Origin of the sequence: Streptomyces sp. NBC_00503, assembly GCF_036346895.1 — a bacterium.
Classification (GTDB): Bacteria; Actinomycetota; Actinomycetes; order Streptomycetales; family Streptomycetaceae; genus Streptomyces.
Genome location: NZ_CP107855.1, coordinates 3,394,163 through 3,410,537, shown reverse-complemented (window position 1 = coordinate 3,410,537; position 16,375 = coordinate 3,394,163). Strand labels below are relative to the sequence as shown.

Annotated in this window: 14 protein-coding genes; 8 read left to right on the top strand and 6 right to left on the bottom strand. The window is 70.4% G+C overall.

What is annotated here, in order from left to right:
• Positions 1-52: 52 nt before the first annotated feature.
• Complete coding sequence (locus tag OG490_RS15860) at positions 53-898, top strand: hypothetical protein (protein ID WP_330296942.1); 846 nt, start codon at positions 53-55, stop codon at positions 896-898.
• Between the two features lie 194 nt (positions 899-1,092).
• Here OG490_RS15860 and OG490_RS15855 read toward each other — a convergent pair whose 3' ends face one another.
• The 3 genes from OG490_RS15855 to OG490_RS15845 all read right to left on the bottom strand — a co-directional run bounded on the left by OG490_RS15855 (position 1,093) and on the right by OG490_RS15845 (position 3,314).
• Entirely contained in the window at positions 1,093-1,302 is a 210-nt protein-coding gene (locus tag OG490_RS15855; protein ID WP_330296941.1) for a DUF397 domain-containing protein, read from the bottom strand.
• Between the two features lie 182 nt (positions 1,303-1,484).
• On the bottom strand, positions 1,485-2,369 hold the full coding sequence (locus OG490_RS15850) for a helix-turn-helix domain-containing protein (protein WP_330296940.1): 885 nt from the start codon (positions 2,367-2,369) through the stop codon (positions 1,485-1,487).
• Between the two features lie 210 nt (positions 2,370-2,579).
• Positions 2,580-3,314: a GOLPH3/VPS74 family protein gene (locus tag OG490_RS15845; protein WP_330296939.1), complete on the bottom strand. Its 735-nt coding sequence runs from the start codon at positions 3,312-3,314 to the stop codon at positions 2,580-2,582.
• A 1,168-nt stretch (positions 3,315-4,482) separates the two neighbouring features.
• Between OG490_RS15845 and OG490_RS15840 the strand changes: the two genes are divergently transcribed.
• The 6 genes from OG490_RS15840 (at position 4,483) to OG490_RS15815 (ending at position 12,411) form a co-directional block, all read left to right on the top strand.
• Positions 4,483-6,456 carry a D-alanyl-D-alanine carboxypeptidase family protein gene (locus OG490_RS15840; protein ID WP_330296938.1) on the top strand — a complete coding sequence of 658 codons (1,974 nt, stop codon included), beginning with the start codon at positions 4,483-4,485 and terminating at the stop codon, positions 6,454-6,456.
• 123 nt (positions 6,457-6,579) lie between these two features.
• On the top strand, positions 6,580-8,571 hold the full coding sequence (locus OG490_RS15835) for an MFS transporter (protein WP_443065822.1): 1,992 nt from the start codon (positions 6,580-6,582) through the stop codon (positions 8,569-8,571).
• A 106-nt stretch (positions 8,572-8,677) separates the two neighbouring features.
• Complete coding sequence (locus tag OG490_RS15830) at positions 8,678-8,881, top strand: hypothetical protein (protein ID WP_330296937.1); 204 nt, start codon at positions 8,678-8,680, stop codon at positions 8,879-8,881.
• A 291-nt stretch (positions 8,882-9,172) separates the two neighbouring features.
• Positions 9,173-10,078 (top strand): hypothetical protein, encoded by a 906-nt coding sequence (locus OG490_RS15825; RefSeq protein ID WP_330296936.1) that lies wholly within the window; start codon positions 9,173-9,175, stop codon positions 10,076-10,078.
• 125 nt (positions 10,079-10,203) lie between these two features.
• Positions 10,204-10,848 carry a sortase domain-containing protein gene (locus OG490_RS15820; protein ID WP_330296935.1) on the top strand — a complete coding sequence of 215 codons (645 nt, stop codon included), beginning with the start codon at positions 10,204-10,206 and terminating at the stop codon, positions 10,846-10,848.
• 240 nt (positions 10,849-11,088) lie between these two features.
• Positions 11,089-12,411: a HAMP domain-containing sensor histidine kinase gene (locus tag OG490_RS15815; RefSeq protein ID WP_330296934.1), complete on the top strand. Its 1,323-nt coding sequence runs from the start codon at positions 11,089-11,091 to the stop codon at positions 12,409-12,411.
• Positions 12,412-12,575: 164 nt separating this feature from the next.
• Here the strand turns inward: OG490_RS15815 and OG490_RS15810 are convergent, their stop codons facing one another.
• Entirely contained in the window at positions 12,576-13,034 is a 459-nt protein-coding gene (locus OG490_RS15810; RefSeq protein WP_330296933.1) for a hypothetical protein, read from the bottom strand.
• A 43-nt stretch (positions 13,035-13,077) separates the two neighbouring features.
• Here OG490_RS15810 and trhA point away from each other — a divergent pair, with 43 nt between their 5' ends.
• Positions 13,078-13,770 (top strand): PAQR family membrane homeostasis protein TrhA, encoded by a 693-nt coding sequence (gene trhA, locus OG490_RS15805; RefSeq protein ID WP_330296932.1) that lies wholly within the window; start codon positions 13,078-13,080, stop codon positions 13,768-13,770.
• Between the two features lie 44 nt (positions 13,771-13,814).
• On the opposite strand, the gene OG490_RS15800 is transcribed toward trhA, so the two are convergent.
• A complete protein-coding gene (locus tag OG490_RS15800) occupies positions 13,815-13,976 on the bottom strand; it encodes a hypothetical protein (protein ID WP_330296931.1) in 162 nt (53 codons plus the stop codon).
• A 395-nt stretch (positions 13,977-14,371) separates the two neighbouring features.
• Entirely contained in the window at positions 14,372-14,710 is a 339-nt protein-coding gene (locus OG490_RS15795; protein WP_330296930.1) for a MerR family transcriptional regulator, read from the bottom strand.
• Positions 14,711-16,375 lie beyond the last annotated feature (1,665 nt).

Below are 16,375 nucleotides of genomic sequence, written 5' to 3'. Positions count from 1 at the left end.
GCCGCCGTCCAGGGGCTCCCCATCTGATGCTTCATCAGCTAGACCGTTTCCCATGACAGCAGACGAGCGGAACACCCGGGCCGACGACTACGCCGAGCTCGCCTCGGTCGGCCCCTACGGAGTCCACCCCGGCCATGCGCTGATCACCATGGTCGAACCGCACCCGGGACACGAGTTCGCGTACAACCGCTGGTACGAGGACGACCACTACTACGCCGGCGCCATGGCCATGCCCTGGATGTACGCGGGCCGCCGCTGGGTCGCCACCCGCGACCTCCAGGAGCTGCGCTACCCGGAGAAGTCGGCGGTCGCCCAGCCCGTCACCGCCGGGTGCTACATCTCCACGTACTGGGTCACCGAGGGCCGCTACGACGAGCACATGAAGTGGACCGTCGGCATCAACAAGCGGCTCAACCGCGACGGCCGGGTCTACCAGGACCGCACCCACGTCTTCACCGCGTTCCAGGACCACGAGGCCACCGTCTACCGCGACGGAGCCGCCGGCCCCCGCGACTTCCACGCCCTCGACCACCCCTACGGCGGGCTCGTGGTCCAGGTCGTCGACGCGGACGGGCCCGAGCAGCGGGCCGAGCTGCTGGAGTGGCTGCGCTCGCGCGCCCTGCCGAAGCGGCTGGCCGGCTCCCCGGCCGCCATGGTCACGGTCTTCCGGCCGACGCCGCTGCCGGGCGACCGCATGACCTACGTGAAGCAGGTCGAGGGGGTCGACACCCGGCTGACCCTGCTGTGGTTCCTGGAGGCCGATCCGCGCACCTGCTGGGACCGGTTCCGGGGGCTGGACACCGAGGTCGCGGAGGCTGGGCTGGGGCGGGTGGAGCTGGTGGCGCCGTTCATCCCCACGGTGCCGGGGACGGACCGGTACGTGGACCAGTTGCGGTAGCGGCCCGCCCTGGGCCGCCCTGGTCCGCCGCCGTGGGGGCGCCTGGCACGGAGTGCGGGCATGGCCGAGCCCCCTCGGCCAGGACGGCGGGCCAGTCGAGAGGGCTCCAGACAGTGGTGCAGGTGGTGCAGGTGGTGCGGTGTTGCTCGTGACGCTGTGCGTGCGTCTGCCGGCTGGGGTCTTCGCCTCGATGTTCAGGCGAGGCGACCCAGTCGGCCCTCGGTCACATCGGTGACGAAAGAGGTCCAGGAGCCGGGCGCGAAGGTGAGGGACGGACCGTCCTGCACCTTCGAGTCGCGGACCGCGATGGCCTCCATGACGGGGGACTTGACTTCGACGCAGGCGCCGTTGGCGGAGTACGAGGACTTGGTCCAGTTTTCCGTAGCACCCTGACGAATAGCCATGTTTCTCTCCGGTTCAGCGAGTAGTTCGGCTGTCTGCCAGCCAATTCTCCGGCTGACGTGATCGACGCTACCCGCAGCGCCCCATGTGCGTTGGGGGCGTTCACCCGACCGAGTGGCATATTCCATTCAGGTCTTCTGCGGCCGGGGAGTGACGGTGTACCGTACCGGCCTTTTGTGGAACCTCACTTCCTCTTGCCCGCGAACTCCTCGATGATCTCCGAGATGAACTGCCTGGTCTGGTCGACATTGAGGGCCTGTGCACGCAGATGTTCGTACATCACGCTGTATTTCTGGACGTCGTTGGCCTTTTCCAGGTACAGATCGCTCGTCACGCCTTCGATGTAGACCACGGTCGAGTCCGAGGCGTCCGGGAATTCGAGAATGGCGTACTGGCCGTTGACGCCCGGATGGGCACCCATCGAGAACGGCATCACCTGCACCGTGACGTGCGGCTTCTCCGACTGCTCTATCAGGTACTCGAGCTGGTGGATCATGAGCTGCGGATCGCCCACGTGCCGCTGCAGGGCCGCCTGGTCGATGACCGCCCACAGGCGCAGCGGCCCGAGCTCCGGATTGTTGTTGTCGGTCTCGGAGAGCCGCTTCTGGCGGTGCATCCGGACCTGGACCCGCTTGTCCACGTCGGCCGGAGTGGTCTCCGGCCAGGCGCCGCGGACGAGGGCCTGGGCGTACTCGGGGGTCTGGAGCAGTCCCGGGATCACCAGGGGCTCGTAGGTGCGCAGGCTGGCGGCGTCCGTCTCCAGGCCGATGTAGACGCTGTACGGGATGTCGCCGAAGGCGTGCCACCAGCCCTGCTGGCGCGAATCCTTGGCCATCTGCATCAGGGAGTCGACGAGCCGCCGGTCCTCGACCTCGTAGACGTCGCACAGGTCGCGGACGTCACGCTGGCTGATGGAACGACGGCCGTTCTCCAGCCGACTGATCTTCGACTGGGAGACGAGCAGGCGTTCAGCCACCTGCTCGGCCGTCATGCCCTTGTCCTCGCGGAGTTTGCGCAACTCCATGCCCAGTCGGCGGCGTCGGACGGTGGGATTGACATTGGACGCCACGTGAACGGCACCTCCGCCTTCTTCTTTCGCTGTCTCTCTGCGTGTCTGATGGTGAGCAGACTGCCACCGAAGCGTGTGGCCTCGCTGGCGAACGCCGGGAAAGCAAACGCGCGGGGCGGTGGGGCCGGTATACCGGCCCCACCGCCCCGCGCGTTTGCATGTCCTGCCCGTTCCTGCCCGTTCTTGCCCGTACAGCGTCCCGCCGGTGGATCAGTGCGCGGCCGCGCGGGCCATCGCACCGGTCCGGCGCGGCTGCAGCGGAACGGCTGCCGCCGTGGCCCTCGCGGGCTGGGCCGGTGCACGGTCACGGCGTGGCTGTGCGGCCACACCGTTCTGGACGTCCATGACGGCGTGCGCCACCAGTCCGCCCATCGGGTCGTGCCGGATCAGGTCCCGCAGCCGGGACCTGGACGACCGCCCCTCGTTGCCGGGGTACAGGTGCTTGCCGAGTCCGACCGCGTGGGCCAGTGCGGCAAGCGCCGCGGTCCGCGGGTCCGGCGGTACACCGGTGCGGATCGCACTGTCCAGCCGGCCACGGATCTCCCGGCTGATTGCCGTGTCGGTCGCCTGGTAGCGAGTCGTCGGCAACACCCCGCACATCTGGCCCGCGACGGCATGGACCATGCCGCAGCGCTCCAAGTGAGCGAGGTAAATCTGACGGAGCCCCAGTCGGGGTCCGCCGATCCAATGGACGGCCCGAACCGGGCTGCCGCGCCTGCGCAGCAACTCCAGTGCGGAGTCCAGAGTCGGATCTCCTGTCGGCCGTGGCATCACCACGGCGATACGATCCCCATCAGGGGCTATCCGTCCTGCCAGAGCCAGCTCCACTAGCTGTGCCCCGGCCAGGCCGAGGTCGAGCGACTGCGGCTGCGCCGTGGTACCCGTGGTCGGGTCCAAGGCGAGCAGCAAAAGCTCCTCCGGAATCGTTCTGCGGCTCTTGCCCATCCATGCCTCCCCGCGTGGATGAGTGACAGGGTGACGCCTCTCACATTCATCTGTCGAGAGTGCCTGGCCGCTTTGTGGGGGAACCATCAGCTATGTCGTTCTCGTCTAGCACGGGGGCGATGCCCCCGAGACGGGACACTGTTAGACATTCGGACAGCCGGACGTGGTGGCGATCGAGGAGGAACTGGTGGCGGGCGAGTCCCCCGACAAGTCGGTTGATGAAGGAACGTCGGGGGCGGCGGAGTCCTCACAGGGGCATGACCCGAGGGTGTCGGTGTTCCGGCCCAGGGACCCCGAAGACGGGTCCGCGGGGCGCCGCGGCGAGGATGCCCGCGGGGGCGATTCCCGCGGGGGCGATTCCCGCGAGGGTGACGGCGACGCCGGATCGGGTTCAGGATCGGATTCGGGTTCTGGGTCGGATTCCGACTCGGGTTCGGATTCCGACTCGGGGTCCGGCGCCGGCTCCCGCTCCGGCCGGGATCCGCTGAGGGAGGCCGTGGCGGCGTGGGTCGCCACCGCGGAGCCCTCCGAGGACGAGCCGGACGAGGCCGCGCCGGGAGCGCGGACTGAGGTCTTCAAGGCCCTGCCGGAGGAAGCCGCGACCGAGGGCGAGGCCCCGGCCGCCGCCGAGGGTACGGATTCGGGTTCGGGTTCGTCTTCGGGTTCGGGCGCGAGTTCGGGCGCGGGTTCGAGTCTGGATTCCGCTTCGCGTCGTGAGGGTGCCGAGTCCGGTGCCCGGCCGGCGGCTTCGGAGCGGGTGTCCGCCGCCCGTTCGGCCGCGTCGGCCCCGGGTGGGTCCGCCGCCTCGGACGCCGATCCGCGGGATGCGGCCGCCAAGCCTGCGGCCCGACCGTCGGCTGCTCCGGCCAAGGATTCCGCTTCGGAGTCGGCCGGGTCGGACGACAGTGACCGTACGGCCGTGTTCCGCGCCGTGGCCCCTGCGGCTGCGGCTACCGATGCGACTTCCGATGCCCCTTCCGGTTCCGCCTCCACGTCCCGGTCCGAGTCCCCCTCCGGTTCCGCTTCTGCCTCGCCGTCCCGTCCCGGCTCCGCTTCCTCCTCCGCTCCCGCCCCCGCTTCCGGGGCCCCGGGTGCCGGTTCCGGTACGGGTTCCCGTGCGGGCTCCGAAGCTTCGGCCGCCGAGCCGGGCGACAGTGACCGCACCGCGGTGTTCCGCGTCGCGAAGCCCCCGGCTGCCGGTTCCGCTTCGGTGCGCGGCGGCGGCGACTCCGCGTCCCGGTCCGAAGCCCCGTCGAAGCCCGCGGCCACCCCGAGCGCCCCGGAGTCCTCGGGCTCCGCCGCCGCGAAGGGCGCCCCGGCCGAGCCCGCTGCTCCGGCCGAGCCGGCCGACAGCGAGCGCACTGCCGTGTTCCGGGCCGTGAAGCCCGCCGCTCCGGCTGCCGATGCACCGGCCGACAGCGAGCGGACCGCTGTGTTCCGCGCGGTGAAGCCGGCGGCTTCGGCCGACGCCAAGCCCGACGCCAAGCCCGACGCCAAGCCCGCTGCCAAGCCTGCTGCCAAGCCCGTCGGGGAGCCCGCCGACAGCGAGCGGACCGCTGTGTTCCGCGCGATCAAGCCCGGCGCCGCCAAGCCCGGGACCTCGAAGGAGGTTCCGACCGGCGCAGTCGGCGGGGAGCGCGCGAGCAAGTTCGTACCCCTGCGGACCGATGAGGGCGCCGAGCGCTCCGCCACCGGGCAGACGCCGAAGACGGCGCCTCCCGCGGCACCGGCCCCCCGGGCGACGGCCACCCCGGCCTCCACCGCGGCCTCCGCTCCGGCTCCGGCTCCGGCTCCGGCTCCCGCTCCCGCTCCGGCCCCGGCCGCGAAGGTGTCGCCCGAGCGGACCACGCAGCAGCCGCTGCCGCCCAAGCCGCCGCTCGACATGCTGGCGGACCTCACCAACAACCCGCCCCCGCCGCCGAGCGCCGCCCGGACCGCCCTGCGGCGGTTCAAGATCTACGCCCCGGTCGTCCTGCTCCTGGCGGTGGTCCTCGCCGTCGTGCAGCTGGTGCGCCCGCTGCCGCAGCCGACGCTGAAGATGACCGCGAAGGACTCGTACACCTTCGAGGGCGGCGCCCCGGTCCTGCCGTGGCCGAAGGAGGGCCAGGCCTACATGGCCGCGGCCGGTCTCGGCCCCGTGGGCAGCTTCGGGGACCAGAAGCCCGTCGCCATCGGCAGTGTCGCGAAGGCCATGACGGCTTACGTGATCCTGAAGGACTTCCCCATGAAGAAGGGGGAGAAGGGGCAGATGATCCCCATCGACAAGACGGCGGTCGAGGACGGCAAGAAGGAGACCGAGGGCGAGTCCACGGTCAACAACTTGAAGGAGGGCGGCAGCATCTCGCAGTACGACGCCCTCGCAGCGATCATGATCCCGTCCGCCAACAACGTCGCGCGGCTGCTCGCGCGCTGGGACGGCGGGCCGGAGGCGTTCGTCCAGAAGATGAACGCCACCGCCAAGGAACTCGGGATGACCAATACGACGTACACGGACCCCTCGGGTCTGGACGCGACCACGGTCAGCACCGCCGAGGACCAGGTCAAGCTCGGCCTCAAGCTCGTCGAGATGCCGGAACTGATCGCGATCACCAAGCTGCCGAACTGGGTCGACCCCCAAGGCAAGTCCTGGCGGAACTACAACGACCTGGTTCCGTTCAACGGCGCGATCGGCCTCAAAACCGGTTCGACCACCAAGGCCGGCGGCAACCTGCTCTTCGCCGCCGAGAAGAAGGTCGGCAAGACCAACCAGCTGATCGTCGGCGCGGTCCTCGGTCAACACGGCGTACCGATCCTCGGTACGGCGATCGCGGCGAGCAAGGACGTCATGCTCGCCACGCAGAAGGCGCTGACGGCCGCGACCGTGGTCAAGAAGGGCGATGTCGTCGGCTACGTGGACGACGGGCTCGGCGGCCACGTCCCGGTCGTGGCCACCGCCGACGTGGAAGCGGTCGGCTGGCCGGCGCTCAACGTCGCGATCAAGCTGGGTGACGACGCCGCCAAGATCCCGCAGACCGCGAAGGCGGGCTCGGAGATCGGTGTGCTGACGGTCGGCGAGGGCGCCAGCCAGGTGAAGGTGCCGGTGGCCCTGCAGAGCGACCTCAGCGCGCCCGGCATCGGCCAGAAGCTGACGCGCGTCGGCTGACCCGTCCGGCGCGGGTTCGGGTGTGGAGCGATTCGGCGTCCCGGGGCAACCCCGGGACGCCGGACCGCGTCTACGGACCGAGGAGCGGGACCGGAGACTCATCGTGTTGGGGAGTACGTCGGCGTGACCATCGCTGAGCGGCCGGAACAGGGCCGGGAGCAGGGCCGGAGCGAGAGCCCGAGCCGGGGCCGGAGCCTGGGCGAGAGCCGGGGCCCCGGCCCGCTCCGCCGCGCCCTCGCCCTGGCCCACCGGCATCCCGTGGCCGTGGCCACCGCTCTGGCCGCGCTGCTGCACGTGGTCTGGTTCTTCGCCTTCGCCAACAGCGGCGGCGACCTCGCCGCGCAGGACGCCTGGGCCGAGTTCGTGGGCCGTCATCCCGACTCGGCGTACAACCTCGCCTGGTACGGCGGCATGCACCCGGTCTCGTACAGCGTGGTCTCGCCGTACGTGATGCACGTGCTCGGCGTCCGGACCACGATGATGATCGCCGGAACGGTCTCGGCCGGGCTGCTGGCGCTGATCCTGACCCGCTGCCGCCGGGCCGTGCGCGAGCCGCTGTGGCCCGCCCTGGCCGGGGTGTACGGGCTGCTGTGCAACGCCCTGTCGGGCCGGGTCACCTTCGGGCTCGGGGTGATGTTCGCCCTCGGCGCCGTCGCCGCCGTCTTCTGCTGGCCCCGCAAATGGGCCGAGCGGCGGTGGGCCAAGGCCGCCGTCGCGGCCCCGCTCGCGGCGGTCGCCACCGCCTCCAGTCCGGTCGCCGGGCTGTTCCTCGGGGTGATCGCGGCCGCGCTGTTCCTGAACAAGCGGCGCCCGGGTGCGTACGCGCTGGGGCTGGCCCCGGCCGCGGTGGTCGGCCTGTCGGCGTGGCTGTTCCCGTTCTCCGGGACGCAGCCGATGAAGCTGCTCTCGGCGGCGCTGCCGTTCGCCTGCGCGCTGGCCGCGCTGTTCCTCGTACCGAAGGGCTGGAAGACCGTCCGGACCGCGTCCGCGATCTACGCCCTCGGCGTGGCGCTGACCTGGGCGATCGACTCCCAGGTCGGCTCGAACGTGACCCGGCTGGCGATGCTGTTCGGCGGGGCGGTGCTGCTCGCCGCCCTCCCGTACGCCGGCGCTCCGCGCTCGCGCCACTGGTACGGGGTGCTGCTCGCCCTGACCGGAGTCACAGCCTGGATCACCGTCAACAGCGTCACCGACATCGTCCGCACCACCCCGATGGCCTCCTGGAGCCGCGAGCTGGCCCCGCTGGTGGACCAGCTCCAGAAGGCGGGCGCCGACCGGGGCCGGGTGGAGGTGGTCCCGGCGAGCAGCCACCGCGAGTCCTCCGCCTTCCCCGCGTACGTGAACCTCGCGCGCGGCTGGAACCGCCAGGCCGACCTCGAGCGCAATCCGCTCTTCTACGACGACAGCCTGGACGCCGACAGCTACCGCGACTGGCTGGAGCGCTGGGCCGTGCACTACGTGGTGCTGCCCGCCGACAAACCCGATGAGGGCGGCAAGGACGAGGAGAAGCTCGTGCGCGAGGGGCTCCCGTACCTCCAGCAGGTGTGGGGCGACGCGAACTGGCAGCTCTTCAAGGTGATGGACCCGACGGACCTGGTCGCCGGACCGGCGACGGTGGTGCGGGCGAGCGCGGACCAGCTGGTCATCGACGTGAAGCAGGCCGGCCGGGTGCTGGTGCGGATTCCGCACTCGCCGTGGCTGGGGCTGGTGGACGCGGCGGGCAAGCCGGTGGAGCCGCCGCAGGAGACGGCGGCGTCGAAGGAGGCGGCGAAGGCGGCGAAGGAGCGGAAGGAAGGATCCTCCTCTCCCACGTCCTCTCCCACGGCCCCGGCCGGGTCCTCCGGGTCCTCCGGGTCCTCCGGGTCCTCCGGGTCCTCCCGGCCCTCCTCCGAGTCGAAGCAGACGGTGCCGAAGGAGTACGCGAACACGGCCGGGTGCCTGTTCAAGGCGCCGCCGGACGCCACCGGGGACGTGTGGACGGAGCTGCTGGCGCCGGCGCCGGGGGAGTACCGGGTGGCGGCGAAGTACCAGCTGCCGCGGGGCACGCCGTGCCCGGAGGAATTGATCTACGAGGTGCTGGGCCCGGCGGAGCGGACGACTCCGCCGCGACCTTGATCAAGATATCTTTTACATACGGTCCGGGTGCGTTGGTCCGTATTTCTGCATACGATCCCAGTAGTCCGATCGAGTGTCCCGAGTCTTTTAGGGAGTTGACGGCGGGATGAGCAAAGAGCAGAAGCAGGACGTCCGAGCGGCCATGGCGAAGGCCCTGGATGCGCCCGGCCCGCCGCGCGGGCAGACGCACGGCTTCGACCAGGAGCTCCGGAGCAAGGTCAAGGGCGGAGCGCACACGAAGGCGGCGCTCAAGCGCGCCGGAACCCCACAGGGTGACCGCATCGGCGAGCGCAGCCGGGGCCTGAGCTAGATCATCCGCCATTAGTCCCTCTCCAGTCGTCGAGTCTTCAGTCGTCAGCCCTTCCGGCCCGTGCCGGAAGGGCTTTCGCGTGCCCGGGGAAGGGGAAATTGATTGCACTTTCATTCAAATGGGGGCTCTTAACGGCTTCGCGGGAAAGCGTCCCGATAACTGTTACATTGCCGAGGCATTACCAAAACATGACCCTCGTAACGTCTTGTCCGTCGCCAGGGCGGACCACCCGAACCGGGTGGTCCGCCCGGACCGAGACCACAGGCGACGCCGACCCGAGGGGAACCACCCATGCGCGCCACCTTCCGTACCGCCGCCGTAGCCGCCGGTGCCATCACCGCCCTGGCACTGCCGACCGCCCACGCCTTCGCGGCCGACGCCCCCAGCACCCCCGCGGCCCCTTCGGCCCCCACGGCCCCCTCCGCCACGAGCGACCCTTCGCCGACGGCCCCCGCCAAGGAGACCCGGCGCGAGGCGGTCCGCACGGTGAACCTGGAGAAGGGCTGGAGCGGCAAGGTCTACGAGCTGGCGCAGTACGAGGGCGGCAAGAAGTCCGCGACGCTCGGCTTCGAGGCCGACGTCACGAAGGACGGCAAGGACAAGGGCACCCTGAAGGCCCACGACGGCAAGGGCCGGTCCAAGACGGAGACCCGGACGATCGACGGGGTCACCTTCACCCTCGACTTCAACGGGCAGCTGACCGCGAAGGGCATGACCGAGGGCAAGGGCCAGGAGGGCCGCGCCTTCGTCAGGGAGTACAAGAACCTCGGCGGCTCCGGCTTCGACGCCCGCGTCTACAAGACCAAGGCCGGCTACGAGGCCGACCTGCTGAACAACAAGTCGGTCTGGCACACGATGAAGACGGACGGCAAGAAGTCCGACAGCGCCCAGCACAACGGCGCGCACTTCGTCCTGAACCCGGACGGCACGATGAAGGGCTGGACCGAGGACGGCAAGCCGGCCGCCAAGCCGGAAGCCAAGCCCGAAGCCAAGCCCGAAGCGAAGCGGGACGCCGAGCAGGACGCCAAGCAGGACAAGAAGGTCACCCCGAAGGGCGGCGTGCGAGCCGGTGCCGAGGGCGTCGAGTCCTCCGGCGGCGAGGGCACCCTCCTGATCGCCGGCGGCGCCGGCCTGGCGGCCACGGGCGCGGCGGGCCTCGGCTTCGCAATGCTCCGCCGCAACCGCACGGAGCGCTGACCGGAGCCGTGGGCCGACCGCTCGCCCAGCTCTGCCGTTCCCTCCCTGCCTCCCGGCCTCCCTCCCTCCCTCCCTCCCTCCCTCCCTCCCTGCCTGCCTGCCACGCCGCCACCCCGGAGTACGACATGACCCGCACCGCCGCCCCCGCCGCCCGCCGCAGGGTCGTCGCCTCCACCGTGCTCGCGCTCGCCGTCACCGGCATCGGCGTCGGCTCGCTCACCGCCTGCGGGGGCGACCCCGAGCTGCCGCCGGACCCCAAGGTCGGCAGCACGGCTGCCGCCCCGGCGTCCGGCGCCGCGACGACGCCCGCCCTGCCGAAGTCGAAGCCGACCGGTATGAAGATCGACTCGGCGGGTGTGGACGCGAAGAAGATGGTGGACCTCAAGGTGGATCTGGCGACCGGTGAGCTCGGTGTGCCGGACGCAGACACGGACGCCGACAGCCCCGGCTGGTGGACCGAGGGAGTCACCCCGGGCGAGAAGGGCGCGGCCGTCCTCGTCGCGCACTTCGACACGAAGCACGGCCCGGCCCTGATGAAGAACGTCAAGAACATCAAGCTCGGCGACGTCATCGAGGTGGCGCGGGAGGACGGGAAGACGGCGAGGTTCAAGATCCGTGAGATCGAGGACGTCGACAAGAAGAAGTTCCCGACGGACAAGGTCTACGGGGACACCAACCGCTCCGAGCTGCGCCTGCTGACCTGCGGCGGAGAACTGAAGGACGGCCACCGCACCAACAACGTCATCTTCTACGCCGACCTGGCGGCCTAGTGCTGTGACCGGAAAGGTTCACCGGGTCGCGACGCCCGGCACAGCACTAGGCGGTCTCTTCCGCCCGCACGCCGACGCTCTGGGCGGAGCCCGCTGAGGGTGCCGTTCGGGTGGCGCATTACCGTGATCTGACCGGCTTCTGGACGGCCGCATTCAGAGGATCATGAACGACACCCAGCACACCTTCAGCATCGGACCCACCGCCCGCGGCCTCACCCGTACCCCGCAGGCGGAACGGTGATGCGCGGCGCACGAGGGCCACAGGAGATACCCGGCCCGGGCCGGGCACGCCTCCCGGCCTGGACCGCCACGCTCACCTGGAAGGCCGCGGTCTTCATCACCCTCATGTGCTGCGGTCTGGCGGCGCTGCTCGGCACCCTCGTCCACGACGCGATGACCCGGCAGACCGTGGGCGTCGCGCGCGAGCGCGCGCTGGCCAAGCTCGACCGGATCACCGACCTCTACGAGAGCGGCGCGAGCACCCCGCGCGGCGAGGGCGTCCGCGCGGCCGGCGTGCCGCCCGAGCTGCGCGCGCTGGCGGCGAGCGGCAAGCGCGGCACCGCCGTCGGCGAGCACCGCGGCCGGTCCGCGATGTGGGCCGCGGGCCCCGCCGACCGGGGGCAGGTCATCGCGGCGTCCGTGGACTACAGCGGCAGCGAGGAAACCATCGCCGACCTGGACCGGGCCATCCTCGGCTCCTCCGCGCTGGCCATCGGCGCCACCCTGCTGATCGGCGCGTTCGGCGTCACCCGGATCACGCGGCGCCTGCACCAGACCGCGCAGGTGGCCCGCCGGATCAGCGCGGGCGACCTCGACGCCCGCGTGAACGGCTCCCCGCGCGGCAAGGACGAGGTCGCCGCCGTCTCGAGCGCCCTGGACACCATGGCCTCCTCCCTCCAGCGCAAGCTGGAGTCGGAGCGACGCTTCACGGCGGACGTGGCCCACGAACTGCGCACCCCGCTGACCGGCCTGAACGCCGCCGCCGAACTCCTCCCGCCGGGCCGCCCGGCCGAGCTGGTACGCGACCGGGTGCAGGCGATGCGCTCGCTGACGGAGGACCTGCTGGAGATCTCCCGCCTGGACACGCGCAGCGAGCGGTTGGAACTGGACTCGTACGACCTCCCCACCCTGGCGGCCCGCGCAATAGCCGCAACCTCACCCACGACCCCCACGCCCCCCACGACCACCCCCACCACCTCACTGGTGATCTCATCCACCCCCCTCCGCGTGGAGACGGACCGCCGCCGCCTGGAACGCATCCTCGGCAACCTGATCGCCAACGCCCACAAACACGGCGCGGCCCCGGTCACGGTGACGGTGGACGGCAGCACCCTGACGGTCACGGACGCCGGTCCGGGCTACCCGGAATACCTCCTGACGGGCGGCCCGCAACGCTTCCGCACGGAAGGCATGAACAAGGGCCACGGCCTGGGCCTCACCATCGCCGCGGGCCAGGCCCGCACCCTGGGCGCGACCCTCACCTTCACCAACCCACCCCCAGGCGGCGCCCAGGCCCGCCTCACCCTCCCGGCCTCCCCGAGGCAACACGCACCCCAGCAGTGACCGCACCCGCCACAGACCCCAAAACCAAAAAAGACCGCACCCCCGGAGAAGAAACCCCAGAGGTGCGGTCCATGCAGTGCCCTCGGCAGGATTCGAACCTGCCGCCCCGTCCGCTCACGCATCGCGCACGCATTCGGCGGTGCGCGCACGGGAGACGTTGCAGATCAGACGCTCGTCCACGCGTCGAAGAAGGCTTCCCGCCTGGACGGATCGGCTGACTTGTGGTCCGCGTGCAGGACGCGCCAGGCGGTGAGTTCGAGGTCGCGGAGCCACAGCTCACCGATAACCTGCGTTTTGAGGTCGGGGAGGTGGTCGGACTCGGCGAGTGCCTGGCCGATGACCTCTCCAGCTGCGATGCGCTGGGGCGGGGTCATCTCGTCGAAGGCTGAGAGGATCTGCCCGGCCAGGCCGGTGCCTTCTCCTGCCAGCGAACTCAGCACGCACGCTTTGATGTTGGCGGGCAGCAGGTAGAGGGAGCCCGAGGACCTCCACAGTTCCGACCAGAAGTGCTCTCCGGACGCGGTGGGGGCGGGGAGTGCGGCCAGCAGACCGAGGAGGTGCGCGGTGGCCACGTATCCGTCGGAGTGGGCCGATGCGACGACGGCGATGTCCGCGACGCGCACACCTCGGGGAATGCCGCTCCGGACAGGCTCCTAGCATGGACTCATGGTTGCCAGTGATGCCCAGCAGTACGTGTCAGGACGGGAAGTAGTGCCCCGGGATCTGGTGGAGCCGATCAAGCCGAAGCTACGGGGCTGGCTCCATGCCGGCATGGTCCCCGCGTCGCTGGCCGCGGGCATTGTCCTCATCTGTCTGGCAGGAACGCCGCAGGCCACTGTGGCCTGCACGGTGTACGCCGTCACCGCCTGGCTGCTGTTCGGGACGAGCGCCGTCTACCACCTCGGCACGTGGGGACCGCTCGGCGAGGCCGTCCTGCGCCGCCTCGACCACGCCAACATCTTCCTGATCATCGCCGGCACCTGCACCCCGCTGGCCGTGCTCCTTCTCGCCCCTGACCAGCGCTCCGTCCTCCTGTGGATCGTATGGACGGGTGCTCTGGCCGGCATCGCCTTCCGCGTCCTGTGGATCGGAGCGCCCCGCTGGCTGTACACGCCCTGCTACCTGGCCTTGGGCTGGGCACCGGTGCGCTACCTGCCCGACTTCCTGCACAGCGGCGGCGCGGCCGTACTCACCCTGATCGTGACGGGCGGGCTGCTCTACAGCGCGGGCGCCGTCGTGTACGCCCTCCAGCGCCCCGACCCCTCACCCCGCTGGTTCGGCTACCACGAGGTGTTCCACGCCCTGACCGTGGCAGCCTTCACCGCGCACTACATCGCCGTCTTCCGCGCTGCCTACTGAGCGCGACGGTGTGTCGATGCTTGCCGGCTCATTTGCGTGGTGGGTTATCGACCGCCGTCGGGTCCGGGCGCGGTCGGGCGGCGGAGGGAGACGTAGTAGTCGCCGACCGCGGACAGGTAGGTGTGGTCGGCGGCCACGGTGAATCCCACCAGCGACTGCCCGGGCGTGTAGTCGCTGTCCTGCGCGTACATCCACACTCCGCTCACAGACCGTCTCCTCGTCCTCGGCGCCCGGGCGTGGTGGCTCGGTGCCCCACCGGTTTCGCGCCTGCCCGACCACATGCCCCGGTGTCTGCTGCGCAACCGAGTCCGCAGAGGATTCCGGGCGGGCATGCCAGGGCTGACCTCACAGAGGCCTCCGCGCCCGAGTACCGCTCCGTCCCAGAGCCCACGCTGCGGCGAGTAGGACGACGAGGCCGCGGTGGTGCGAACGTCGGTCCCTGGGCCCGTGCGGCGGGCGCAGCGCGGCATTCGGGTCCGGCTTGCGGTGCCGGAGGGTGGCGGCAAAGGGGAAGGCCGAAGAGGCCCGCGCCTGTGCACCCGCGTCACCTCGGGAATGCTTGAAGATCGGGAGCCCGCCGATGACGACGGGCACGATCACCTCAGGCTGGTGCCGATGGAGCGGAGGGTTCGCCGGCTCGGCGGTACTCGGCGTTGATGCGCTGGGCTTCTTCGAGCTGGTCTTCCAGGATGATGATGCGGCAGGCGGAGTCGATCGGGGTTCCGTGGTCGACGAGTTCGCGGGCGCGGGCGGCGATGCGCAGCTGGTAGCGGGAGTAGCGGCGGTGACCGCCGTCCGAGCGGAGCGGGGTGATGAGGCGGGCTTCGCCCAGGGCGCGGAGGAATCCTTGGGTGGTGCCGAGCATCGCTGCGGCCCGGCCCATGGTGTAGGCGGGGTAGTCGTCGTCGTCGAGACGGCCGAACGAGTCGTCTGCTGTCATTGAACCTCTTTCTGGAACGCGTGGAGGGGCCCTGGCGCCTATGGCACCAGGGCCCCGAAGGAACTGCTACACCATCTGCCGGCCCTGTTACTGCGCCGGCCTTCTGTTTCCGCAGACCCGACTCATGCGTGATCGGGTTGCGGGGATCGCGGTTGCTTGACCGGAGACCACCTCACTGACGATGTCCTGCGGTACCCGGGCTTCAACCTGCCGGCCCGGGCGATCCTGATGGCGCCAAGCTCCTCCGTTCTTCCCTCGGTGATCAACTACTTACCAAGCGGGGGACTGCGTACTGCTGATGATGCTTACCGCTGGTACTGCGTACTGCGAACCGCTTGTACTGCTCGCGGCCTGACCGAGCGCCGCTTCGGCAGCCAGCCCCGTTACCCGTCCTGCGTCTGCTCTGGCTTGGAACCCCACTGCCGAACTTCCCGGTGCGCGCGCCCGCAGTCGACGCCTTCACCGAGGTGCTGCTCGCTGACTTCACTGCTGGGTACTGCTCGTGGTGTCCCCTGATGACTGCGGGCCACCCGGTCCGGTCGTCAGTCCCGTCGCCGTCCTGCAATAGCTCTGGCTTCGGAACTCCACCACCGCACCGTCCTGCGCACTGCAACTGCGGGTCCTGCGTGTACTACTGCCGGCAGTTCGTCTCTGCCAGGCCCTGCTGTCTCGCTGGACTACGAGAGAAACCATAACCACGCTACCGCCCAATGTCTACTCCAGCCAAGATAGATTTGCTCTTGGCTGGTGAGGAGGTAATCGAGCTCGAACATGGCCGCTCCCTGAGGCTGCCGAGCTGGACCCGGACGCCGGGCGCGCCGTCGAGTTCGCCACGCCACTGCGGCGAGCGGTTCCCGATCCCGGCTGCTTCAGGGGAGCGGAGGAGGGGTCGTTGCGGCCAACCGGAAACGGTGTCCAACGGGGTGGAAGAATCGTTTTGACGAACGTGACGGATGATCACTGGGTATACCTCGACCGCAGTGCTCAGGCCGGCAGTGGCAAGCGCAGAGCCGCTGCCCGTCTTCCGGAACAGCCGCGCCGGTGGCCTTCCCGTAGTCCGGCACACGCCGGTGGGCAGGCCGGTGGAGAGGTCCCGGACGAGAGCACACCCCTGTACGCGCGGCTGGCCGAGGAGTGGGCGGCCCGCGGCGCCACCGTCCCCTGCTGTCCTGACCCGCTGTGGCGGCGTCTGGTCTCTGCCGAGCACTTCTGGCGCGAGACGGAAAGCACGTTGCGGCAGCTGCACCTGGCAGGGGATGCCCACCCTGCTGATGGCGCAGCCGCGTCGGTTCGATCGGAGGTACTCGCGTGATCCACGGCTCGCTGGTGTGCCGGGGCTGTTCCGGCACCCTCTACGCCGTTTCCACCACCTGTGCTCACTCGGCACCCTTGCCCACCTGGGAGGTCGATCACGACCGCACCCCGGTTTCCTGCCCCTTGCGGCCTCTCCTGCCCCTGGAAGGGGCGGCCGCTCACGTCTCCGAGCTTGCCCGAGCCGATCACGTCCTGACCGAACCGTCCTGACGCGGATCAGGGCCGCGCAGCAAACGCTGCGCGGCCCTGATCCAGTACTCCTCGGTTCCCGCGGATATCGCAGACGTCCGTTGTTCGGACGCCTGTGAGCTGTACGGACAGCCGTGAGCGCCGATCGCCGCGGCCGCGCGG